Annotated in this window: 23 protein-coding genes; 19 read left to right on the top strand and 4 right to left on the bottom strand. The window is 49.5% G+C overall.

What is annotated here, in order from left to right:
- Positions 1–4 precede the first annotated feature (4 nt).
- From AC6R10_RS02125 to AC6R10_RS02050, 16 genes are all read left to right on the top strand, one after another.
- A complete protein-coding gene (locus AC6R10_RS02125; protein ID WP_500671318.1) occupies positions 5–2,260 on the top strand; it encodes a chemotaxis protein CheA in 2,256 nt (751 codons plus the stop codon).
- A 24-nt stretch (positions 2,261–2,284) separates the two neighbouring features.
- Entirely contained in the window at positions 2,285–3,421 is a 1,137-nt protein-coding gene (locus AC6R10_RS02120) for a protein-glutamate methylesterase/protein-glutamine glutaminase (protein ID WP_500671317.1), read from the top strand.
- Positions 3,422–3,431: 10 nt separating this feature from the next.
- Complete coding sequence (locus AC6R10_RS02115) at positions 3,432–4,208, top strand: ParA family protein (protein WP_487903592.1); 777 nt, start codon at positions 3,432–3,434, stop codon at positions 4,206–4,208.
- Complete coding sequence (locus AC6R10_RS02110; protein ID WP_500671316.1) at positions 4,201–5,277, top strand: chemotaxis protein CheW; 1,077 nt, start codon at positions 4,201–4,203, stop codon at positions 5,275–5,277. The genes AC6R10_RS02115 and AC6R10_RS02110 overlap by 8 nt, the downstream gene beginning before the upstream one ends.
- A 37-nt stretch (positions 5,278–5,314) precedes the next feature.
- On the top strand, positions 5,315–5,809 hold the full coding sequence (locus AC6R10_RS02105) for a chemotaxis protein CheW (protein ID WP_006959436.1): 495 nt from the start codon (positions 5,315–5,317) through the stop codon (positions 5,807–5,809).
- Positions 5,809–6,297, top strand: coding sequence for a DUF2802 domain-containing protein (locus tag AC6R10_RS02100; RefSeq protein ID WP_500671315.1), 489 nt, complete (start codon positions 5,809–5,811; stop codon positions 6,295–6,297). The genes AC6R10_RS02105 and AC6R10_RS02100 overlap by 1 nt, the downstream gene beginning before the upstream one ends.
- Positions 6,298–6,549: 252 nt before the next feature.
- A complete protein-coding gene (gene ccmA, locus AC6R10_RS02095; protein ID WP_500671445.1) occupies positions 6,550–7,170 on the top strand; it encodes a cytochrome c biogenesis heme-transporting ATPase CcmA in 621 nt (206 codons plus the stop codon).
- Positions 7,171–7,172: 2 nt separating this feature from the next.
- Positions 7,173–7,841: a heme exporter protein CcmB gene (gene ccmB / locus AC6R10_RS02090; RefSeq protein WP_334551096.1), complete on the top strand. Its 669-nt coding sequence runs from the start codon at positions 7,173–7,175 to the stop codon at positions 7,839–7,841.
- Between the two features lie 121 nt (positions 7,842–7,962).
- Complete coding sequence (locus AC6R10_RS02085; RefSeq protein WP_500671314.1) at positions 7,963–8,745, top strand: heme ABC transporter permease; 783 nt, start codon at positions 7,963–7,965, stop codon at positions 8,743–8,745.
- A gap of 2 nt (positions 8,746–8,747) precedes the next feature.
- Positions 8,748–8,954: a heme exporter protein CcmD gene (gene ccmD / locus AC6R10_RS02080; protein WP_334551093.1), complete on the top strand. Its 207-nt coding sequence runs from the start codon at positions 8,748–8,750 to the stop codon at positions 8,952–8,954.
- Positions 8,951–9,436, top strand: coding sequence for a cytochrome c maturation protein CcmE (gene ccmE, locus AC6R10_RS02075; protein WP_334551092.1), 486 nt, complete (start codon positions 8,951–8,953; stop codon positions 9,434–9,436). Before ccmD ends, ccmE begins: the two co-directional genes overlap by 4 nt.
- Positions 9,433–11,391 carry a heme lyase CcmF/NrfE family subunit gene (locus AC6R10_RS02070; protein WP_500671313.1) on the top strand — a complete coding sequence of 653 codons (1,959 nt, stop codon included), beginning with the start codon at positions 9,433–9,435 and terminating at the stop codon, positions 11,389–11,391. Before ccmE ends, AC6R10_RS02070 begins: the two co-directional genes overlap by 4 nt.
- Positions 11,388–11,942, top strand: a complete 555-nt coding sequence (locus AC6R10_RS02065) for a DsbE family thiol:disulfide interchange protein (protein WP_487903597.1) — start codon at positions 11,388–11,390, stop codon at positions 11,940–11,942. The genes AC6R10_RS02070 and AC6R10_RS02065 overlap by 4 nt, the downstream gene beginning before the upstream one ends.
- The gene (locus tag AC6R10_RS02060) at positions 11,939–12,445 is read left to right on the top strand and encodes a cytochrome c-type biogenesis protein (RefSeq protein ID WP_500671312.1); all 507 of its coding nucleotides are present in this window, start codon (positions 11,939–11,941) and stop codon (positions 12,443–12,445) included. Before AC6R10_RS02065 ends, AC6R10_RS02060 begins: the two co-directional genes overlap by 4 nt.
- Positions 12,442–13,659, top strand: coding sequence for a c-type cytochrome biogenesis protein CcmI (gene ccmI, locus AC6R10_RS02055; RefSeq protein ID WP_500671311.1), 1,218 nt, complete (start codon positions 12,442–12,444; stop codon positions 13,657–13,659). Before AC6R10_RS02060 ends, ccmI begins: the two co-directional genes overlap by 4 nt.
- A gap of 66 nt (positions 13,660–13,725) precedes the next feature.
- Positions 13,726–14,484, top strand: a complete 759-nt coding sequence (locus AC6R10_RS02050; RefSeq protein WP_500625782.1) for an MlaA family lipoprotein — start codon at positions 13,726–13,728, stop codon at positions 14,482–14,484.
- Between the two features lie 83 nt (positions 14,485–14,567).
- Here AC6R10_RS02050 and AC6R10_RS02045 read toward each other — a convergent pair whose 3' ends face one another.
- The 4 genes from AC6R10_RS02045 to AC6R10_RS02030 all read right to left on the bottom strand — a co-directional run bounded on the left by AC6R10_RS02045 (position 14,568) and on the right by AC6R10_RS02030 (position 18,993).
- Positions 14,568–15,875 carry an outer membrane protein transport protein gene (locus AC6R10_RS02045; RefSeq protein WP_500671310.1) on the bottom strand — a complete coding sequence of 436 codons (1,308 nt, stop codon included), beginning with the start codon at positions 15,873–15,875 and terminating at the stop codon, positions 14,568–14,570.
- A gap of 297 nt (positions 15,876–16,172) precedes the next feature.
- A complete protein-coding gene (locus AC6R10_RS02040; RefSeq protein WP_500671309.1) occupies positions 16,173–17,498 on the bottom strand; it encodes an outer membrane protein transport protein in 1,326 nt (441 codons plus the stop codon).
- Positions 17,499–17,762: 264 nt separating this feature from the next.
- Positions 17,763–18,494, bottom strand: coding sequence for a DUF3379 domain-containing protein (locus AC6R10_RS02035; RefSeq protein ID WP_500671308.1), 732 nt, complete (start codon positions 18,492–18,494; stop codon positions 17,763–17,765).
- Complete coding sequence (locus AC6R10_RS02030; protein ID WP_334551485.1) at positions 18,487–18,993, bottom strand: sigma-70 family RNA polymerase sigma factor; 507 nt, start codon at positions 18,991–18,993, stop codon at positions 18,487–18,489. Before AC6R10_RS02030 ends, AC6R10_RS02035 begins: the two co-directional genes overlap by 8 nt.
- Positions 18,994–19,543: 550 nt before the next feature.
- Between AC6R10_RS02030 and AC6R10_RS02025 the strand changes: the two genes are divergently transcribed.
- From AC6R10_RS02025 to AC6R10_RS02015, 3 genes are read left to right on the top strand one after another with little or no spacing between them, the layout of a single operon-like run.
- Complete coding sequence (locus AC6R10_RS02025; RefSeq protein ID WP_500671307.1) at positions 19,544–20,209, top strand: response regulator transcription factor; 666 nt, start codon at positions 19,544–19,546, stop codon at positions 20,207–20,209.
- Positions 20,206–21,651: a sensor histidine kinase gene (locus AC6R10_RS02020; RefSeq protein ID WP_500671306.1), complete on the top strand. Its 1,446-nt coding sequence runs from the start codon at positions 20,206–20,208 to the stop codon at positions 21,649–21,651. The genes AC6R10_RS02025 and AC6R10_RS02020 overlap by 4 nt, the downstream gene beginning before the upstream one ends.
- Positions 21,648–22,697, top strand: a complete 1,050-nt coding sequence (locus AC6R10_RS02015) for an ABC transporter substrate-binding protein (protein WP_500671305.1) — start codon at positions 21,648–21,650, stop codon at positions 22,695–22,697. The genes AC6R10_RS02020 and AC6R10_RS02015 overlap by 4 nt, the downstream gene beginning before the upstream one ends.
- Positions 22,698–22,715: the final 18 nt, after the last annotated feature.

Below are 22,715 nucleotides of genomic sequence, written 5' to 3'. Positions count from 1 at the left end.
ACATATGAGCTTTGATTTAGACGAAGATATTCTTCAGGACTTTTTGGTAGAAGCGGGTGAGATTCTAGAACTACTGTCTGAGCAGTTGGTAGAATTGGAAAACAACCCAGATGACAGAGATTTGCTCAACGCCATTTTCCGTGGTTTCCACACGGTGAAAGGGGGCGCAGGGTTTCTCTCTTTGACTGAGCTTGTTGACACTTGTCACGGTGCTGAGAACGTGTTTGACACGTTGCGTAATGGTCAGCGTCAGGTCGATTCTGGCTTGATGGACACCATGCTGAAAGCCCTCGATACCGTCAATGAACAGTTTCAGGCCGTCCAAGACAGAGACCCACTGACGCCAGCAGATCCCGCACTTCTTGATGAACTTCATCGTCTAAGTCGACCTGCCTCAGAAGATGAGGCGCCTCAAGCTGAAGCGCCCGTTGAGCCTGAGCCTGTCGTTGAAGAGCCGGTTGTTGTTGAAGAACCTGTTGTCGAAGAACCTATCGTGGAAGCGCCTGCTGCAGACCCAGCGCCTTCAGGCTCTGGTGGTTCTATCGACGAAATCACCCAAGACGAGTTTGAAAAGCTACTTGATGAGCTTCATGGCAAGGGTAGCGCACCTGGCAAAGAAGCCGAGGCGCAGCCATCAGCCGCTCCAGCGCCAAGTGCAGACATGAGCGGTGATATCACCGATGATGAATTTGAAAAGCTGCTTGATGAACTTCACGGGGTCGGTAAAGGCCCGGGTGAAAATGAAGCTGCAGCGTCTGCTCCGCCGCCTCCTCCACCGCCTAGCTCTGTGGCTGGTGATGGCGATCTAATGACCGATGAAGAGTTCGAGAAGCTGTTGGACAACCTGCACGGTGCAGGTAAAGGACCATCAGTGGAAGAACTCGAAGCGGCCACGAAGCCAGCGCCACCTAAACCTGCTGCGGCGCCATCTTCTGCGCCCCAGTCTTCTGCACCAAGTCAATCGGCTCCAGCGGCGGCTCCGAAAGCGCCGCCTGCTGCGAAACCAGCCCCAGCCGCTAAGGCAGAGGCAGCGCCACCTCCAGCGAAGAAAGAGGCGTCTGCTCCGGCCAAGAAACCTCAAGCAGAAGCCACGGTCCGTGTCGATACCTCAACCCTCGATGTCATCATGAACATGGTGGGCGAGCTAGTGTTGGTGCGTAACCGCTTACTCAGTTTGGGTTTGAATAGCAACGATGAGGAGATGTCCAAAGCGGTCGCGAACTTAGACGTTGTCACTGCGGATCTGCAAGGCGCGGTCATGAAAACGCGCATGCAGCCAATCAAGAAAGTGTTTGGTCGTTTCCCGCGAGTGGTTCGAGATTTAGCTCGTAGCCTGAATAAAGACATCACGCTGGAAATGCGCGGTGAAGAGACAGACTTAGATAAAAACCTGGTTGAGGCGCTTGCTGATCCATTGATTCACTTGGTTCGAAACTCGGTGGATCACGGTATTGAAATGCCTGACGATCGCGTTGCCGCTGGCAAGCCGCGCACGGGCAAAGTGATTCTGTCTGCCTCGCAAGAAGGTGATCATATTGAGCTGGCCATTGTCGATGACGGTGGCGGTATGGACCCAGATAAGCTCCGTGCGATTGCCGTTAAACGTGGCATGATGGATGAAGACGCAGCGTCTCGCCTTACCGACAAAGAGTGTTTCAACCTGATCTTCATGCCAGGTTTCTCAAGTAAAGAGAAGATTTCTGACATCTCTGGTCGCGGTGTGGGTATGGATGTGGTGAAAACGGCCATCAATACCTTAAACGGCTCGATCGATATTGACTCGGAGCTCGGTAAAGGCACCAAAATTACGATCAAAGTACCTCTGACACTGGCGATTTTGCCAACCTTGATGGTTGGGGTAGCAGGGCATCCATTTGCGCTGCCTTTGGCTAGTGTCAACGAGATCTTCCATTTGGATTTAAGCCGCACCAACGTCGTCGATGGCCAGTTGACGATCATTGTTCGAGACAAATCTATTCCGCTGTTCTATCTGCAAAACTGGCTAGCGCCGAGTGCGGGGAAAGTCGAGCTACGTAAAGGGCATGGTCATGTGGTTATCGTTCAACTAGGAAGCCAGCGTGTTGGCTTTGTTGTGGATACCTTGATTGGACAAGAAGAAGTCGTCATCAAGCCGCTTGATAAGTTGTTGCAAGGGACGCCGGGTATGGCGGGGGCAACGATTACCAGTGATGGTCACATTGCTTTGATTCTTGATGTGCCTGATCTGCTGAAACAGTACGCAGCGGCATCACGCATCTAACGGTGCGTAAATAGAAGGATTTATATGGCAATCAAAGTATTAGTTGTTGACGATTCGAGCTTCTTTCGCCGTCGTGTTAGCGAGATCATTAACTCTGAGCCTAAGCTTGAAGTGATGGATGTCGCAACCAACGGCAAAGAGGCGGTGCAAAAAGCACTGTCGCTTAAGCCCGACGTCATCACTATGGACATCGAAATGCCTATTATGGACGGCATCACTGCCGTCCGCGAAATTATGGCGCAAAGTCCTGTTCCGATTTTGATGTTTTCATCATTGACGCACGATGGTGCGAAAGCGACCCTCGATGCGCTGGAAGCCGGAGCGTTGGACTTTTTGCCGAAAAAGTTTGAAGACATCGCGCGCAATCGAGATGAAGCGGTGACGTTACTGCAACAAAGAGTGTTGCAAATCGCCTCTCGTCGAACCTTTATGCGCCGTCCGGTGGCAAAATCGGCGACGCCCGCGCCAAGAAGTACGCCGACCTCATCTGCGCTTCGTCCGACCTCAACAGCAAGAACGGCACCAAGCGCCGCCACACCGTCGCGTCCGGCGGTGAATGCGACGCGTTTTAAAGCCAGTGGTAAAAAATATCAGTTAACGGCTATCGGAACCTCCACCGGCGGCCCGGTCGCCTTGCAAAAAATTCTCACCAAATTACCTGCAAACTATCCGCATCCGATCGTGCTTATTCAGCACATGCCTGCGACGTTTACCGCGGCGTTTGCTAGTCGCTTAAACTCGCTGTGTAAAATCACCGTAAAAGAAGCAGAAGATGGCGATATGCTAAGACCAGGCGTGGCGTATCTCGCGCCAGGTGGTATGCAGATGATGATTGATGGCCGCCCAGGCAGCGCTAAATTGCGTGTGATTGATGGCGGTGAGCGGATGAACTACAAACCTTGTGTCGATGTCACCTTTGGCAGTGCAGCCAAAGTGTATGGTGACCAAGTGCTGTCGATGGTCCTGACGGGTATGGGGGCGGATGGTCGCGAAGGCGCACGAATGCTCAAAAATGCCGGCTCAACGATTTGGGCGCAGGACGAAGAGAGCTGTGTGGTGTATGGCATGCCTCAAGCTGTGGCTAAAGCCGGACTCTCCAGTGAAGATCTACCTCTAGACCGTATTCCTGAGCGAATGCTGGTTGAGCTTGGACTCGCGTAGAGGTGGCGACATGATAGTTTGGAGTATTGCAAACCAAAAAGGCGGCGTGGGGAAAACCACCACCACCATTACGCTTGCAGGCTTATTAAGCCAGCAAGGTAAACGGGTGTTATTGGTCGATACCGATCCGCATGCCTCTTTGACGACCTATCTTGGTTATGATTCCGACAGCGTACCTGCCAGTTTGTTTGATCTTTTTCAGCTCAAGGATTATACCCCAAGCACCGTCAACCCTTTGATCATGAACTCGGACATTGAAGGCATTGATCTGATTCCGGCGCACATGTCTTTAGCAACGCTGGATCGCGTGATGGGTAACCGCAGCGGTATGGGATTGATTCTAAAGCGCGCTTTGCTCGCGATTCGAGATCAATACGATTATGTGTTGATTGATTGCCCACCTATCTTAGGGGTGATGATGGTCAATGCACTGGCTGCGAGCGATCGAATTTTGATTCCGGTTCAGACCGAGTTTTTGGCCATGAAAGGTTTAGAGCGCATGGTTCGCACGTTGGCGATCATGCAGAAGTCTCGCAATCGTGCATTCAAAGTGACGATCGTCCCCACCATGTACGACAAGCGGACTCGCGCGTCGCTGCAAACCCTGCAGCAGCTTAAGAAAGATTACCCGAATCAGGTGTGGTCTTCGGCCATTCCGATTGATACCAAATTTCGTGATGCGAGCTTAAAGCATTTACCTGTCTCCCACTTTGCGGCGGGCAGTCGTGGTGTGTTTGCCTACAAGCAGCTGTTGATTCATTTAGAGAGGTTAGCGCTCAATGAGTAACAACGCGTTGCTGTCAGGGGAACAGGCACTGGATGATTATTTTGCCGCTTTGCTCGACGAAGAGGTGGAGCAAGAAGAGACTCAGGTCGCCGCGCCACAAGATGAATCGTTGGATGCACCCGAAGCGCTGCATGCGGTTGAAACGTCATGGGAGCCAGAGCCACAAGTGCAGACCGTGGCTGAAAACAGCTACATCTTACAGTCGACGGTCGATTTGGAAGTACCCAATCTTGAAGACGTAGAAAGGCTGCTCAAACAGCTCGAGTCGACGAATCCTGTTGCTGACTTACAATTAGAAGAGGTCATGGAGCAGAATACGGCGGCGATTGCTCAGGTTGAACCTGACATTGTGAAGCCAGAAGTCGAAGAGATTCAAGATTGGGTGATTGATGAACCCCTAGCCCCAACACAAGAGGCGGAGGCGTTCGTTGAAGAGGACGTTCAGACGTTCGAACCGCCGCTGACTGAGGTGGTCGATGAGGCGCCCATCGCTGAGGTTCCTGTCGCAGAGGAGCCTATTGTTGAAGTGGAGCAGCATATTGAATCCACGGTCGAGGTGCAGAGCGAACTCGAGACATCCAGTGGGAATGCGCTAGACAACTGGCAAAGCACCGAGCGTCACGTATCGTTTCAGGTGCTCTACTTTGAGGTGAATGGCGTGACCTTTGCGGTGCCACTCGATGAGCTTGGCGGCATTCACCGTATTGGCGATCTGAATCATTTAATTGGTCGACCAAGTTGGTATTTGGGCCTACAAACCAATCGAGACTCTCAGCTTGATGTGGTGGATACCGCGAAATGGGTCATGGCCGAAAAGCTGAAAGATGATAGCCATAAAGACGAATATCAATACATTGTCATGCTTGGTGAGAGCCTTTGGGGACTAGCAAGCACGCAATTGCTGGGTACTGAGTCGCTCAGCCCTGAAAAGGTCCGCTGGCGTGTGACGGCCGGGAAGCGTCCGTGGCTTGCGGGTATGGTAAAAGAAAAAATGTGTGCTTTGGTTCACGTTGAGGCATTGATAGCTATGCTTAATGCAGGACTTGATGTTAAAGCACTAGATAAATAAGTTCATTTAAGGCCAATTTGGGCAGAGAGGAATAGGTATGTCTCAAACGAATGAAGTCGAAGTAAGAAAAGACCAGTCCAATGACGAAGTACTTCAGTGGGTGACGTTCCAACTAGAAGAAGAAACTTACGGTATTAACGTAATGCAAGTGCGTGAAGTGCTGCGTTACACCGAAATTGCACCAGTACCGGGTGCACCAGACTATGTACTGGGTATTATCAACCTTCGTGGTAACGTAGTCACTGTCATCGATACGCGTTCACGTTTTGGTCTCATGGAAGGTGAGATCACAGACAACACTCGCATCATTGTGATTGAGTCTGAGCACCAAGTGATCGGTATTCTGGTTGATAGTGTGGCTGAAGTGGTTTACCTCCGTTCTTCTGAAATCGATACAACTCCAAGTGTCGGCACTGACGAAAGCGCCAAGTTCATTCAGGGTGTGAGCAACCGTGATGGTAAGCTGCTTATCCTTGTGGACTTGAACAAGCTGTTGACTGACGAAGAATGGGATGAGATGGCTCACCTATAATGGATATCTTCGCTGTAGCTCCCGCACCTGTGTTAGCAGGGGCGGTGGCGTTCGTCTTTTTGTTTCTTTTGCTTGCGCTGTTTCGCCTCAATCGAGGTCAAGTGAGAACGGCCGATCATTTTCGCCAGCAGCAACGGCATTTTGATAAAGAGCTGCAAAAGGCCAATAAGCAGCTTTTAGAAGTGCGCTCGGTTGTCGTTGGGCTTGGACAAAGGATCAGCGAGCAGCAGGACATCATTCAGCACCTCAATGAACGCGTGACAGAACTTGAGCAAGAGGACAGTGATGGGCGTCTCTATTCAAGAGCGACCAAAATGGTCCAACTCGGGGCTGATTTGGATGAGTTGATTGAGCAGTGTGAGCTTCCCAAGGCGGAAGCGGAGCTGATGATGTCATTACAGAAGAAATTAGCGGGAGAGGAGAAGATTCCTCCACTCCAGAGCACACCAAGACGTCAAGAGGCGCGCAAACGCCCGGTACGAAAGTGACATTATCAAATTAGCAGTGTCGCAAATAGTGAGGATGCCCATTCAGGCATCCTTTTTTCTTTCACCCTATCCATAAGGGGTAGAGTGTGAAATTCACATCGCTGTAAATCACAATTTTCACGCCGAAAGCATAAACATAATCAATTATTAACAGAATCTTACGTAGTTTCGTGAGCCTAGGTCAGTGTTGGTAGTTTTGTCGTGAAAAGGCTGTGGTAAACTAGCGGCTCGAAAATGGTTGATTGGTCATACATGTTACAAGTCTCGCAACTGACGGCGATCCGAGATGAAAGAGTGTTGTTTGAATCGCTCTCTTTCGATATAGAGCCAGGTGAATTAGTACAAATTGAAGGGCGCAACGGCACCGGCAAAACGACGTTGCTGCGTATTATTACGGGTCTTGGTGACAAAGAGTGCGGAGACATTACTTGGTGCGGTGAATCTGTGCTCTCCAATCGTGAAGCCTTCCATCAAGACTTGCTGTTTCTCGGCCACCAGACCGGCATCAAGCGCGAACTCACCGCGTACGAAAATTTGCGTTTTTATCTCGGCCTGCACAGCCAGCAAGCGCTCACGAAAACCGATATCTATAACGCTTTGGTCAAAGTTGGACTGGCAGGGCGAGAGGATGTCCCCGTTGGGCAGCTGTCTGCGGGGCAGCAGCGGCGAGTAGCATTGGCAAGGTTGTGGCTCAGTGAACATAAATTGTGGATTTTAGATGAGCCTCTCACGGCCATCGATAAGCAAGGCGTCAAGGTGTTAGAAGCGCTCTTTCTGCAACATGCAGAGCAAGGGGGCATAGTGATTTTGACGACGCACCAAGACATGTTTGCCGACAATCCCATCCTTAGAAAAATTAAGTTAGGTGACTAGCCATGCTCGCAGCTATGAACACGATAATTCGCCGTGAGTTGCTGATCGCGTTTCGCCGTCAAGCGGATATTTTTAACCCATTGTGGTTCTTTATTATTGTCATCACGCTCTTTCCGCTCAGTATCGGGCCTGAGCCCAATTTGTTGGCTCGCATTGCTGCAGGCATCGTTTGGGTCGCGGCACTGTTGTCGGCGCTGCTCTCCTTAGAGCGCCTGTTTAGGGATGACTTCCAAGACGGTTCACTTGAGCAGATGATGCTGATGCCCATTCCATTGCCGCTGGTGGTGATGTCAAAGGTGTTGGCACACTGGCTGTTAACGGGATTGCCGCTCATTCTGATTAGCCCGCTGCTCGCCATATTACTATCGCTGGATTTTAATACTTGGCTTGGTGTCGTGCTGACACTCTTGATTGGTACACCCACGCTGAGCTTTATTGGAGCGATAGGCGTTGCGCTGACCGTGGGTCTGCAGAAAGGTGGCGTGCTGCTGAGTTTATTGGTGCTGCCGCTCTATATACCTATTTTGATTTTTGCGACCTCCGCGATTGATGCGGCATCGCTTGGCATGGCGTATAACGGACAGTTAGCGATACTCGGTGCCATGCTGATGGGATCGATGACGTTAACGCCATTTGCGATCAGTGCAGCACTTAGGGTAAGTGTGACTTGATTGTTTTGAATCAAGCACGAAAAATTCCCTTTCTATACATTACATAACGACAATAAATAAACCGACCGACCCGTTGATGAATTTTGCGGGACGGTGCCCAGAAGTAAGAGTGAGTAAAACGATGTGGAAATGGCTCCATCCTTATGCCAAGCCAGAAGCCGCTTACCGATTGTGCGGTAAGTGCTTACCTTGGTTTTCCGTTTTAGCCTTGGTGTGTCTCGTCGCCGGAACCGTCTGGGGGCTGGCCTTTGCACCTTCTGACTACCAACAAGGCGACAGTTTTAGAATCATCTATATCCATGTACCCTCTGCGATCTGGTCGATGGGCGTCTACATGTCGATGGCGATTGCCGCGTTTATCGGATTGGTGTGGCAAGTCCGCTTATCAGATATGGCAGCCTCTGCGATGGCGCCAATTGGCGCGGTGTACACCTTCATTGCCCTATTAACGGGGGCCGTGTGGGGCAAGCCGATGTGGGGTACATGGTGGGTATGGGACGCTCGCCTAACATCCGAGCTGATTCTGTTGTTTCTCTACCTTGGCGTGATTGCTCTGTATCACGCGTTTGATGATCAAAAAACCGCCGCCAAAGCAGCCGGTATTTTAGCGATTGTTGGTGTGGTTAATTTGCCTATCATTCACTTCTCAGTGGAATGGTGGAACACCCTGCATCAGGGCGCCACCATTACCAAGTTCGAAAAGCCTTCTATCTCGGCGAACATGCTGTGGCCTTTACTCTTGAACATCTTTGGTTTTGCGTTTTTCTTTGCCAGCCTGACCATGGTTCGCTTGAGAAATGAAATTTTGGCTAAAGAGAGCCACCGCCCGTGGGTGGTTCAACTCGCCACAGAAGAATCCGCCACAGAACCATCCGCCAAAAAAGAATCCAATCAGGAGGCCTAACCATGCATTTTGATAGCTTAAGTGATTTTTGGGCAATGGGCGGTTATGCCGGCTATGTGTGGAGTGCGTTTGGAATCACGTTTTTGTCGATGTGGATACTCTGGGTGGTCAGTGTGAAGCGTGGCAAAGGCATCTTGCGCGATGTGAAAGCAAAAGTAGACCGCCAAGCACGAATCGAAGCGGCGAAAAATTTGGAGAACACCTTATGAACCCAAGACGTAAAAAGAGACTCAGTATTGTCCTCGCTATTTTTGTCGGCATCTCTGCGACCGTGGGTTTGATGCTCTACGCCCTAAACCAAAACATGGATCTTTTCTATACACCAACCGAGCTGGTCAATGGTAAGCCTGATGGCACCAAACCAGAAGTGGGTCAACGCCTTCGCATTGGTGGCATGGTGGTAGAAGGGTCAGTTAAGCGCGATCCGCAATCTTTGCGTGTGTCGTTTGACTTACATGATATCGGCCCGAAAGTGACCATTTACTACGATGGCATTTTGCCTGACCTATTTCGTGAGGGGCAAGGGATCGTGGCGCAAGGCGTACTAAAAAACGCGACCACCATTGAGGCGTTTGAAGTGTTAGCGAAGCACGACGAAGAGTATATGCCGCCTGAAGTGGCCGAAGCGATGAAGAAGACCCACGAACCGCTTCAGTACACTCAAGAGCAAAAACAAGGAAGTGACCAATGATTGCTGAGATTGGCCATTTTGCGCTGATTATTTCTCTCGCCATGGCAGTGCTCTTGAGCATTTTGCCACTGGTCGGTGCATCGCGTAACAATACGCTTTTGATGAACACTGCAAGACCACTCTCTTGGGGGATGTTCTTGCTGCTGTTGGTGTCGTTTGCCATCTTGTTGTGGGCGTTTTATACCAACGATTTCACTTTGAACTATGTGGCAAGCAACTCCAACACGCAATTGCCTTGGTACTATCGACTGACCGCGGTTTGGGGTGCCCATGAAGGATCATTGCTGCTGTGGGTTCTTATCCAAGCTGGGTGGACGGTTGCGGTGGCGAGCTTTAGTCGAGGTATGCCACAAGAATCGGTCGCACGCGTATTGGCGGTGATGGGCCTTATCACGGTAGGCTTTTTGCTGTTTATCATCGTCACCTCGAACCCATTTTTGCGTACATTGCCATACTTCCCAGTCGATGGCCGCGATTTAAACCCGTTACTGCAAGACCCGGGCTTGATCATTCACCCACCCATGCTCTACATGGGGTACGTAGGCTTTTCGGTTGCTTTCTCATTTGCGATCGCCTCACTGATGACCGGCCGACTTGATACGGCATGGGCGCGTTGGTCTCGTCCTTGGACAACCGCCGCTTGGCTCTTTCTCACACTGGGTATTGCGTTAGGCTCATGGTGGGCTTACTACGAGTTAGGTTGGGGAGGCTGGTGGTTCTGGGATCCAGTTGAAAACGCCTCTTTCATGCCTTGGCTTGCCGGTACTGCGCTGATGCACTCACTCGCTGTGACCGAAAAGCGCGGCACGTTCAAAGCGTGGACGGTGCTACTGGCCATATCGGCATTCTCGCTCAGCTTATTGGGCACCTTCTTAGTGCGCTCCGGCATTCTTGTCTCGGTGCACGCTTTCGCTTCCGATCCTTCGCGTGGGATGTTTATCCTTGGCTTCTTGGTGTTTGTCATCGGCGGCTCGCTGCTTTTGTTTGCGCTCAAAGGCGCGTCGGTTCGTGTGCGTGGCAACTTCGAGTTGGTATCACGCGAAAATGCGCTGTTGGTTAACAACGTGTTGCTGATTGCGGCGTTAGTGGTGGTGTTGGTTGGGACTTTATTGCCGCTCGTGCATAAGCAAATCGGGTTAGGCTCTGTCTCCATTGGTGCGCCATTCTTTGACATGCTGTTTGCTTGGTTGATGGTGCCGTTTGCCTTCTTCCTCGGTATTGGACCGCTGATCCGCTGGAAACGCGACAACCTCAAAACGGTCAAAGTGCCGATGCTCATCTCTGGCGTGGCTTCATTGTTGCTCGCTGCCTTGTTCACTGTATGGCTAGCCGATCAGTTCCTAGTGATGGCGTACATCGGCTGGGTGATGGCACTGTGGATCATCTTGCTGCATGGGTTTGAGCTCTACCAACGTGCGACGCACCGTCACACTTTCTGGAGCGGTGTGAAAAAACTTCAGCGTAGTCACTGGGCGATGATGCTGGGCCACATCGGTCTTGCGGTTTCGATTATCGGTATCGCGATGGTGCAAAACTACAGTATCGAACGTGACGTCCGTTTGGCACCTGGTGAGCATTTCCAAATTCAAGGTTATGACTTCTACTTTGAAGGCTTACGAGACAAAGATGGCCCCAACTATGATGGCTATATTGCCGATTTTGAAATTACCCTCAACGGTAAATACATCAATACCTTGCATGCAGAGAAACGCTTCTACCGCACGGCGCGCTCCATGATGACTGAAGCGGCGATCGATCGAGGGATAACGCGCGATCTCTACATCGCGATGGGCGAGCAACTCGACGACAACAAATCTTGGGCTGTGCGTATCTACTACAAACCGTTTGTGCGTTGGATTTGGGCGGGTGCTCTGTTGATGTCGCTCGGCGGCGCGATGGCCATCAGCGATAAGCGTTACCGATTTAGAAAGAATACCCAGCAGGAGGCATCATGAGTAAGAAGCTACTGTTTATTCCCTTGGTGGCCTTTTTGGGGCTGGTGAGCGTTTTTGCCACCCAGCTCATTAAAAACCAACACGGTGATGACCCTACAAAATTGGAGTCGGTCTTGGTCGGTAAAACGGTGCCAGAGTTTCGCTTAGAAGATTTGGCGGAACCCGGCAAACTGTACGATCAACAGATTTTTGTTGGCGAGCCTTTGCTACTCAATGTCTGGGCGACGTGGTGCCCAACCTGCTATGCCGAGCATCAGTATCTTAATGAGTTGGCTAGTCAAGGCGTTAAAATCATCGGACTGAACTACAAAGACGATCGCACTAAGGCAGTCGGCTGGCTCAATGATCTCGGTAACCCGTATCTCATCAGCCTGTTTGATGGCAATGGCATGTTGGGCCTAGATCTTGGTGTTTATGGCGCGCCAGAGACGTTCCTCATTGATGCAAATGGCGTGATTCAGTACCGCCATGTGGGTGATGTGAACGCACGCAACTGGGCAGAGAAGCTAGGGCCTATGTACCAACGTATGGTTGAGGAAGCAGTGCAATGATTCGAAAGAGCGTTTCCCCCTTTTGGCTTTTAACTTTGATGCTCATGACGGCATTGACGCTCTCAATGGCAGCGAAGGCGGCCATCGAGGTGTATGAATTTGAGACTCTCGAGCAAGAGCAGCAGTTTAAGGAGCTCGGGCATACCTTGCGCTGTCCGAAATGTCAAAACAACACCATTGCGGACTCTAACGCGGAACTTGCGGTCGATTTGCGCCAAAAAGTGTACGAAATGACTAAAGACGGCAAATCGAAGCAAGAGATTGTTGATTACATGATCGCGCGCTACGGCAATTTTGTGACTTACAAACCGCCGTTCACATTGGCCACCTCGATTCTGTGGCTTGGCCCGCTGTGTGTGGTGGTGCTGGGCTTTGCGCTGATTGTTCTTCGCAGCAGAAAAAGCAAAGTAAAGAGTGTATCCGATGAGCGATGGAGCGCCGATAAGGAAGCGCGACTGAAAGCCCTTCTTGATGAACAAAATGATGGAGATAAACACAAATGACACTATTTTGGGTAGCCTCAGTCATTTTAATCGTCATGAGCTGCTTGTTGGTTGCTTTGCCTTTTATTCGACGCACAGAGAACCAAGATGTCCGTCTTCGTGACGAGCTCAATAAAGCGTTTTACAAAGACCGTCTCTCGGAACTTGCTGAAGAAACCGATGAAGGCTTGGTGGAGAACCAACAAGAGCTCATCGACGATCTTAAGCAATCCCTGCTTGATGACATCCCTGCCAAAGAGGGGGGCGCTGATAGCGCAGCTATCAAGCCGGTATGGGTGCTAGTGCCATCATTTGCTCTGGTCATTGCGCTCTCTTATGCGATGTATTTCCAGTTTGGTGGTGCTAATCAAGTCAACGAATGGCAGCAAGTGAGTGCAAACTTGCCTGCGCTATCGAAAAAGCTCATGTCGCCGGAAGGCGCCAGCTTGAGCGACGACGAGATGAAAGACTTAACCTTGGCGCTGAGAACCCGCCTTCATTATCAACCGGATGATTCAACGGGCTGGTTGCTACTCGGTCGCATTGGCCTCGCTAATCGCGATGTGGATACGGCGATCGGTGCGATGAAAAAAGCCTATCGTCTAGAACCCGAGAACACCGATGTTCAACTGGGTTATGCTCAAGCCTTGATGCTCTCTCAAGATGAGTTTGATCAAAACCGCGCTCGTACCTTGCTTTCCGAGTTGGTTCAGCAAGAGTATGTCGACTTGCGTGTGTTCTCTTTACTCGCGTTTGATGCTTATGAGCGTCAGGATTTCCCAGCGGCGATTCGTTATTGGGGCGTGATGCAGCAGATGATCGGCCCTGACGATAGCCGTTATGAGATGCTCTCGCGCAGTATCGACAACGCGCGCAAGCAGATGGGGCAAGCGATAGGTAACGGCCAATCTGTGGCGGTGACGATTGCGCTTGACCCTAGTGTACAAGCGGATCCTAATGCTTCGCTGATTGTGTCTGTACACAGTGCCGATGGCGCGCCTATGCCAGTCGCAGCAGCACGCTACCCTGTGGGGAGTTTCCCGCGCACTGTCGTGTTGGATGACAGCAACAGCATGTTGGAAGCACGCAAACTCTCCTCGCTCGATGCGTTGATGGTGCGTGTGCGCATCGACAGCGATGGCAATGTTGCCACTAAAGCAGGGGACTGGTTTGGCGAGAGCGAAGCGGTTAAGATAGGGGAACCAGTTGAAGTGCTAATAGATAAGCAATACTAATTCCCAATGCTTATGGATTAACAAAAAGCCGGTCACGACCGGCTTTTTTCATGGAAAGAGATAATAATGATAGATAAAACGTCTCGAACCGGACTGTTACTTTGCTCAGCGTTAGTGATGTCAGGGTGTGCTAGCCAGCCTGATGCTTCCTCGGCTTATGACGACTCTGGTCCGTACGATCCCATCGAAGGGTTTAACCGAACCATGTGGACCCTTAATTACGATTACTTAGATCCTTACTTGGTTCGACCCGTATCGCTCGCCTACGTCGGTTATGTTCCGACGCCGATTCGTTCTGGTATAGGTAACTTCTTAGGCAACTTAGATGAGCCATCGAGCGTGATCAACAACCTCGTTATGGGCAATGGTGAAAAAGCGCTCGACCACTTTAATCGATTCCTGATCAACAGTACGCTGGGTTTGCTGGGTTTGATTGACGTGGCGTCTGCGGCGGGTATCACCGACCATAACGAAAAAACGTTCAGTGATGCGGTGGGTCACTACGGGGTCGGCAATGGTCCCTATGTCATGGTGCCGGGCTATGGCCCTTGGACAGTGCGAGAGACCGCCGATTTTGTCGACAGTGCTTACGTACCACTTTCGTTGCTGAATTTTTGGGGCGCGTTAGGTAAATGGGCCCTGGAAGGGATGGAAACCCGTGCAGCACTGGTGAATCAAGAAGTGATGTTGGAAAACTCTCCTGACCCTTACGCACTGACGCGTGATGCGTATCTTCAACGCCAAGACTTTAACGCCGAGATAGAAAAAGAAGCGTTCAATGAGGAAGAAGAAGCTTATCTTGATGAATATCTACAAGATTTCTGACTACTTGACGTTGAGAAAGTAAAAAGGGCTTGGTCACTGACCAAGCCCTTTTCGTATAAAGGAGAAGTCTTTAAGGGTATGCGTTAGAAGGTGTAGTTCGCTTGTACACCGACGATGATTACGTGTCCCGATGTCTCGCCGACAAATTCGCCGCCAATGACCTCTGCTGCTTCATCAGATGGGTACCCGCGTGACTCAGTGATAGGTGCATCTTTCGCGAACACGTAAGTGAAGCCACCATCCAACGTGAACTGCTTGGTAAACGCGTAACTGGCGCCAACGCTCAGCCAAGTACGGTCTGTTTCTGGAATAGTAATGGTGCGGTTTTTGTCACTCACCGCTGACATGTCATACGCGACACCCGCTCGTAGTGCCAACTTAGAATCCCATTGGTAGGTGGTACCGAGCGCAAAACGGTAGTTGTCTTCCCAGTTTTCCTCTTTGACCATCTTGGTGCCGTAGGTCTCAAGTTCTGCCTCGAGTTTTTCGAAGCTGCTCCAATCTGTCCAGTTAATACTCGCATGTATAGCGAGTTTGTCGTTCAACTGGTGGTAGCTGGCGATCTCTGCGGTAGCGGGTAGTTGAAGGTTCATGTAGCCATTGTCTCGATCAGCTGCGAGTGCAACATCGAACCCTAGTCCAGTGGCATAACCTTGAAGTTTAAGATCGACCGCTGATTTATAGGCAACACCGATACGATGACTTTGGTTAATCTGCCAAGCAGCACCAAGTTGCCAACCCCAAGCGGTGTCATCGCCTTCCATATATTTAAGGGTCGTGCCTTGTGAAAGAGCGTAAGCATTACTTGTTGGCGCCGTTGCGCCAAAGCTTCCTTCACCCATCACGTAACGTAGACCACCACCGATGCTCACCGCATCATTGATTTGATATGCAGCGTTTAGGTTGGCTTCCATCGTGATCACACTCGCTTCATTACCAAAGTGAGAAGCGGCGAAATCGGTACCCAGATCAGTCTCCATGCCGTAGTTGGTGCCGAATGCGGCGCCAACAAAGAACTGCTCAGAATACTGGTGAGAAACGTAAAAGTTAGGGATAACGGCATCGTGAGCAAAGTCAGACGACGTGGCATTCGAACTCGGTAACGTTGGATTAGCCGATGTTGAACCATCTACAGTACCGCTAACATCCACATTCGGGTCCACATACACAGCGCCCACAGAGAGCTGCGTCCCTTTTAGATAAGTCAGCATGGCAGGGTTGCGCCATTGCGCACTGGCGTTGTCTGCCATCGCGGCTTCACCAGCGTACGCTCGACCTAGGCCAGTTGCGGAGTACTCGGCGAGCTGAAAGCCAGCCGCAGACACGTGTGTGGCGCTGGTCATCAGAGTGCCAGCCACTGCAAGAGAAAGAAGTGTTTTATTGGTTTTCATTTTTATGTTCGCTGATTGTCGTTGACTTTGGTCGGGTGATGATAAAGTTAGAGCAAACACTTTAAAAATAAAAAACGAGCCATTAATGGTTTTTGGAATAAAATACTAATCATTATAAAAATATATAGTTTAAATGTTGTTTGTTAATGGTGTGTTTCTAAAATTGAGCGTACATCTGTAGGGTCAATCAGAGGATTCAGGTTACACGTGTAGCCTGAATAGGAATTGAAGTGATTGAATAGAAAACTAAAAAAGGCCGCGAGAGCGGCCTTTGAAGGTATAGCGTGTTCGCTGTGCTTAGAAGCTACGGCTGTATTGTAGGCCTAGTAGGATTGCATCAGCGTGAGTAGTTGCGTTGATCGTTGTGTGTTGATAAACGGGTGTAGGACTAGGACCTGTAGCACCAGTAGGAAGAGTTACAGACTCATCGACTTTAGTATCGCCACCCAATAGATAGGTGAAGCCGAAATCGATGTTTGAGCTGTTGTCAATATGGTAGGTAAATCCAGTAGAAAACCACTGACGGTCTGAATCCGGTACAGAAATCGATGTCAAACTGTCTTGTGCACTTGTGTCGTACATATAACCTGCACGCAAAGTCCAGTCACTATTTAGGTAGTACGTCCCACCTAAAGCATAGCGCCAACCATCTTGCCACTTGTAATCTTTTTGGTAAAGCGAGCCTGCTGCGGCTAAACCTGACTGAGTACTGTCTAGATTGTCAAAGTCAATTTTTTCAAAGTCGCCCCAACCGATCCATTGAACGCTGTAGTGTACAGCAAACTTGGTGTCTTCGATTTTGTGGAACCCTGAAAATTCAACCATATCTGGTAGCGGAAGAGTTACTTTTTGTCCATAGTCGTCTTCAGCCTCAAATTTAGGACTGTAGTGGTATGCTAGGCCGAAACGATTATTTTCGTCTAACTCATAAACAGTACCTAGATTAAATCCAACGGCCCATCCATCGGCTTTATCTACGTTAAGGAGGTAACTCGTACTATTGCTACCTGGTACTGCTCGTTTAAAGGTACCTTGTCCATATATCAAATCCAGACCAGCGCCGAGGCTCCATTGGTCGTTTATACGATATGATCCAGCTAGGCCGAAGTTAAAACTTTTTACGTCAGTAAGCCCACCGAACTCTGCAGCGACATAATCGTTGTCGAACTCGGTTTTTGTGCCAAAGTTTGTGTAGGCATTTACGCCCCAAGCAAACTGTTCATTTACAGGAACAATTAAATGAATGTTTGGAGCTATAGAAGTATCGCCTGCATCATCTACATTTGCAGGGGACGTTGATGGCGCCGGGGTCCCAACTGGTTGCCCGTTTGCATCAAGATAAGTCTTACTGTAAGTGGCGTCTTTAACTTCAATCATTGAAGTTATCGTTTCAAAACCCAGAGAAAGTTCAGTCTTGTCAAACAGCGCCATAGCTGCTGGGTTACGTGCCATTACTGATGCATTATCAGCAATAACCGCATCACCTGCGAATGCACGGCCAAGGCCCGTCGCTGATTGTGCGTTAAGTTGGAAACCGGCGGCCATCGCTTGCTGTGAAGCCATTGCCGTTGATGCGATAGTCACTGCTAACAGTGATTTTTTAAACAGACGCGTCTTGTTCATTTGTGCTTTTTCCTTTTTGTTCGTCTCTTTCGGACGTTATATTTGAGCAAAAGCTCAGTGGTGGCTGATCCTAGAGGCAATTATAGGAGATACATATCCGACCATTGCGTAGTTGGCAGATAAAATTAGCGAAATGACGGTTATCTGGCAGGAAAATCCTACAAAATGGCTGTTTTTAGAGTGTAAGCTCTAATTTTATGCTAAAAAAATGGCCCGAGAGGGAATCTCGGGCCATGATCTTGCTCACAAAATGTTATCAGGTTGTTAACTCATCGGCTTAATGATATCCATCAAGGTTTGCGCGATGTTCGCCACATCTTCGCCTTTGTCTCCAACCAGAATCAGGCTGTTGTTGCCAATCGGTTCAACAATGCCCGCCATACCTTGTTTCTCAAACGTAAAGGCTTTGTCACTGGCGATACCGGTTAAGAACAGCGTCACTTTGCCTTGCGTCCCTTTAAAGACCATATGCACCGCATTGGCATCGCCAAAGCCACAGTGGTTAAGATAGTAGACATGGTAAGGGAACTGCTCAATCAAGTGTTTTTTAAACGGCACCATTTTGGCGTTGATTTGCGACGATTGGACTTGTTCATCCAACACAAACACGAAGCCTTTTTCATCAAACACATGTTGAATAGCGGTATCCGCTAAATTGGCGTTCGCGGGGGATACCACTAAATTGCCCCAGTTGACTTGGCCAACCAGCAGACCAGCGACAAAGGCGACCGAAGCTGCCATTGCCATGGCACGTTTAACGAATGTCGGGCGAACGACATTGTCTTCTTTGATTGCCGCGGATTGATTAAACAAAATGCGGTCAGCGAGCCCATCGGGTACATCGACCTTCATGGCATTGGCAATGAGGGTATCGAGTTCAAGAATATCGTCGGCAAACTTGGCATTCTTGCTGTCGGCTTTGATCGCTTCGTTGATTTGTGAGTCACGCTGTTTTGGGTCGGACATAATACGACGACGGAATTCTAACTCATCCATTTTTTTGCCCCCTTGCGCTGTCATCAGAATCTAACATCTCTTTAAGTTGGTTACGCGCTCGAAAAAGCCGTGTCATGACGGTGTTTTTGTTCAAAGACAAAATCTCGCCAATCTCTTCACCACTGAACCCTCCTACCACTTGGAGGAAGAGGGGCTCACGGTATTCTTCTTCTAGCTTCATGATTTGCGCTTGGATCCACTGGGTTTGATGATGTGGGTCATCGCTCACTTTGGCTTCGCCGCTGTAATCATCGATATCCACGAGATCAAACTGCTTACGCTCAAAACGACGCGCGTTCTCACGGCGCAAGATGGTGATCAGCCAAGACTTGGCCGCTTTTTCATCTTGCAAACTGTCCAGTGACTTCCAAGCCCTTAGGCAGGTTTCCTGCACCAAATCTTCCGCGATGGTTGGGTCTTTGCAGAGCCAATACGCATAGCGGTAGAGATCTCGGTGATAGGCACGAACCAGCGCTTCATATTTTCTTTGTCTGTCCATATCCGAGTTGACCGGAGTGTCGGACTTTTTCTTTCCAAAAAACGAAATTATTGACACACGAGCCTCCTAGTATGCTCCGTGGTGCTCATTATGGCTGATAAAACCCTCTTTATATATTGAAGCAAAGTGGCGCACAGTGCGATAAAAAGAGAGAAATCCCATTAAAATTGATCTACTTCAAAAAGAGGCAAGCGGCAACAGGTATAGTAACTCCTGTCATCTAGTCGGCATCTGCTGACAAGTTGAGCAAGATGACACTTCCTTTTGAAGGCTGACTTTACTTTCTCCTAATCAGGAAACTGATTATTTTCAATTGGCGTTAGTTAATTGCTTTATACATTCCGACCACACAGTTCTGTGTGGTTTTTTTTTGCCTCGAGAAAATGCCCGGCGCAGCAACGCTGTTCTCCCGTTTAGGCGGCTGTGTTTGATGATCACAGTGTTTGGCAAAAGCCGACAACTGGATTGTCACCCTACCTTGTCTGATGTTATAAACTGAGGATAAAAGTGATGCATTTGTTGCATTGCCTACAAGGAAAGTTGAGGACCGATGAGAATCTTGATAGTGGAAGATGATCGTTTGATCAGCCAATCATTGGAGCAGCGCTTCACTGATTTAGGTCATGGAGTTGATTGTGCCTACGATGGAAAAGTGGCGTATGCCTTGGTCGCTCACACTCAATACGACTTAATCATCTTGGATTTGAATCTTCCGCATCGTTCTGGAGAAGAGATTACAAAAAAAATTCGCCAACGTTACGATACGCCTGTTTTGATACTGACGGCGAGAAACGAGGTGCTCGATAGAATCCAACTGCTTGACTTAGGTGCGGATGATTACCTTTGTAAGCCATTTGACTTGGGTGAACTAGAGGCGCGATGTCGTTCTATTGTGCGCAGGAGTCAAGGGCAAGATCACAACCTTATCGAATTTGGTGACATCTGTTTTGATGCAGCCAGTGCCACGGTGCAGGTGAAGGGTAAGACGGTGGAGCTCAAACAGCGAGAGTATCGCTTGTTGGAAGTGTTTCTCGGTCACCCGAATCGCGTTCTCAGTAAAGAAGAGATCATCGACCATCTGTATGGCTATGACAATCCGCCGAATCTGAACGCAATTGAGACATACGTAGGGCGTCTCAGAAAAGCGTTGTCCGAGAGTGAGGTGGAGATCAAAACACTGCGTGGCCTTGGGTATGTGATGGCCAAAGCAGGATGATCGCCTCATTGCCCGTTTTTCAGGGATTTTCTACTCGTTCTTTACGTTTTCAGCTTGTTGTTTATGCGACGATGTTGCTGCTGTTTATTGGCTTGCTCTCTATGCTCGCTGTCAAGCGCTATGCGTATCAGACAGCGCAAATTGCGTTCGATCGTCCGCTCGCCAACTCAGCGTTACAAATTTTAGAGCAGGTAAGGTTTGAGCACCTGCAAGTCAGCGTTGACCTGCCTTTCTCTGCGTTTGCCGGTTTATCAGATTCTCCCAGAGACAAAGTATTTTATGCTGTTGTCATCAATCACGATGAATTTATCACGGGCTATGCTTCCTTGCTCAGCGATACAACAATTCAATCACACATTCAGCAATATCCCGTACAGTTAGAGATCAAACCCCATTTTTTCTACCACACCATGTTTGATGAGTATGTACGCTTTGCCTTGGTCAGCCGCTCGGTGAACACCAGTGAGGGGGCGCAAGTGGTCTCGGTATTGGTGGGTCAGACGGTTCAAGCCAGGACTCATTGGGAAAAAGAGCTATCAGATGTGGCATTCAAGCTATTGGTCGGTGTGGTCAGTTGTGCCCTTGTGGTGATTCTCGTACTGATTGCTATGGTACTTAAACCTTTAAACGTGATTAACCAGAAAATCGCCAGTCGCTCCAATGTGGATCTCACACCCATCGATATGGATGCACCTGAGGAAGTGTCCCACTTGATTGAGACCGTTAACACCTTTATGTCTCAGTTGGATGACACGCTGACAAACCTGAAAAACTTTACTGGAGAAGCGGCGCATCAGTTGAAAACCCCGCTTGCCGGCATGCGCGCGCAAGTCGGTTTGATTCTGAGTCGAGATCACAATGAGGCGACCGCACGATCGTTAGCGAACGTGCTCAAGGCGTGCGATGTGCTCGAACGGACCATTGATCAACTGCTTAATCACGCAACCATTAAGCACCGATATCGAAGTGTTGAGCCCCAGTGGGTGAACATGAATCAGTTAACGGCAGCTGTGTGTCGTTCGTTGGCGATGAATGCGTTGGCAAAGGAGATAGAGCTAAGTTATGACTCGGACACGGCCTTTTCTGTACGCGGGGATGCCTTTGCACTTGAGCAAATGCTGACGAACCTCGTTGAAAATGCCATTAAATACTCGCCAGCATCCAGTCGAGTGGAAGTGGAAGTCAGCCATATGGGTAGCAAAGCCGTCGTGGTGATACGTGATTTCGGCCCCGGTATTAGCGATGCTGATAAGCCTTTGGTGTTTGATCGTTTTTATCGTATCGCGGGGACCGACGAAGCCGGTACCGGTCTGGGGATGAGTATTGCGGCTGACGTAGCGAAGAAGATGCAAGCCGTATTGTTGCTAAAAGACAGTGTCCCAACGGGGCTGACGGTAGAAATACAGTTTCCTTATACAGCGTGGCAAGAGGTAAGCGAATGAAGCGTATCGGGTGGTTAGCGGTAGCGCTCCTATGGTCTGGTTTCAGTGCGGCTGATGAGGCTTTGTTGCCACTGCGGATCTATGGCGCAGCATATCAGTCAGAAATGAAGCCGATGCTGGATGATTTTAAAATGCGTCACCCAGAGGTTAAGATCGATTACCGCTGGATGAGCAGTAATGATTTAGACCGGTATGTTCGCGATAACATTCAGCCACAGCCCGATATCACCATCAGTTCCGTGATGGATTTGCAACTGCGGCTAGTGAATGATGGCTACGCATTGCCTCATCAGGTCGCGATGTCGAGCTACGGTACTTCGCAGAGTGTATTACCGGAGTGGAGTCAATGGCGTGATGAGTTGTTTGGTTTTAGCTTTGAGCCTGCAGTTTTAGTGTTTAATAAAGCCTTCATTGACGGTAAGGTGACCCCAATGAACCGCGTTGAATTATTGAGCTTTATCCGTCAATACAGCAGTGAGTTAGTCGGGAAAATCGGCCTGTTTGATATCCGCCGAGTGGGGATCGGTTATTTACTTTGGTCTTTTGAAAGGCAGCAGGCAAGAAATTACGGTCAGTTTCTTGAGCTGTTTAATTCCGCCCAGGCACGCACTTTTGGTAGCACCCGTTCGATGCTTAAAGCGGCCAGTGAGGGTGAGCTTCTTATGGCTTACAACGTGCTCGGATCATACGCTAGAAGCTGGCAAGAGTTGGATGACAACATCGTGATCGTGTCGCTGACAGACTACACACCCGTAATCATTCGCAGCGCCTTTATCAATAAAACCACTCAACAGCCCGATACCGCAAAAGCCTTCATTGATTACATCTTGTCTTTGTCTGGCCAATGGGTCATGGCTGAACAAACCAATATGCCGCCGATTCGCACAGATATTACTAGTGAAAAATCCGCCGCATATTTACGTCAACACTATGCAGATCAACTGAACCCAATTCCTCTTGACGTGCGACTCATGGTGTTCTCAGATCAGAGTAAACGGGAGGTGGTGACGACAGAGTGGGAGAGCGCTCTCAAAAATTACGATTGAGTTGTCCACGCATGCGTG

Source organism: Vibrio sp. R12-SG2-ISO1, from assembly GCF_059834045.1.
This window is presented reverse-complemented; position numbering and strand designations above follow the sequence as displayed.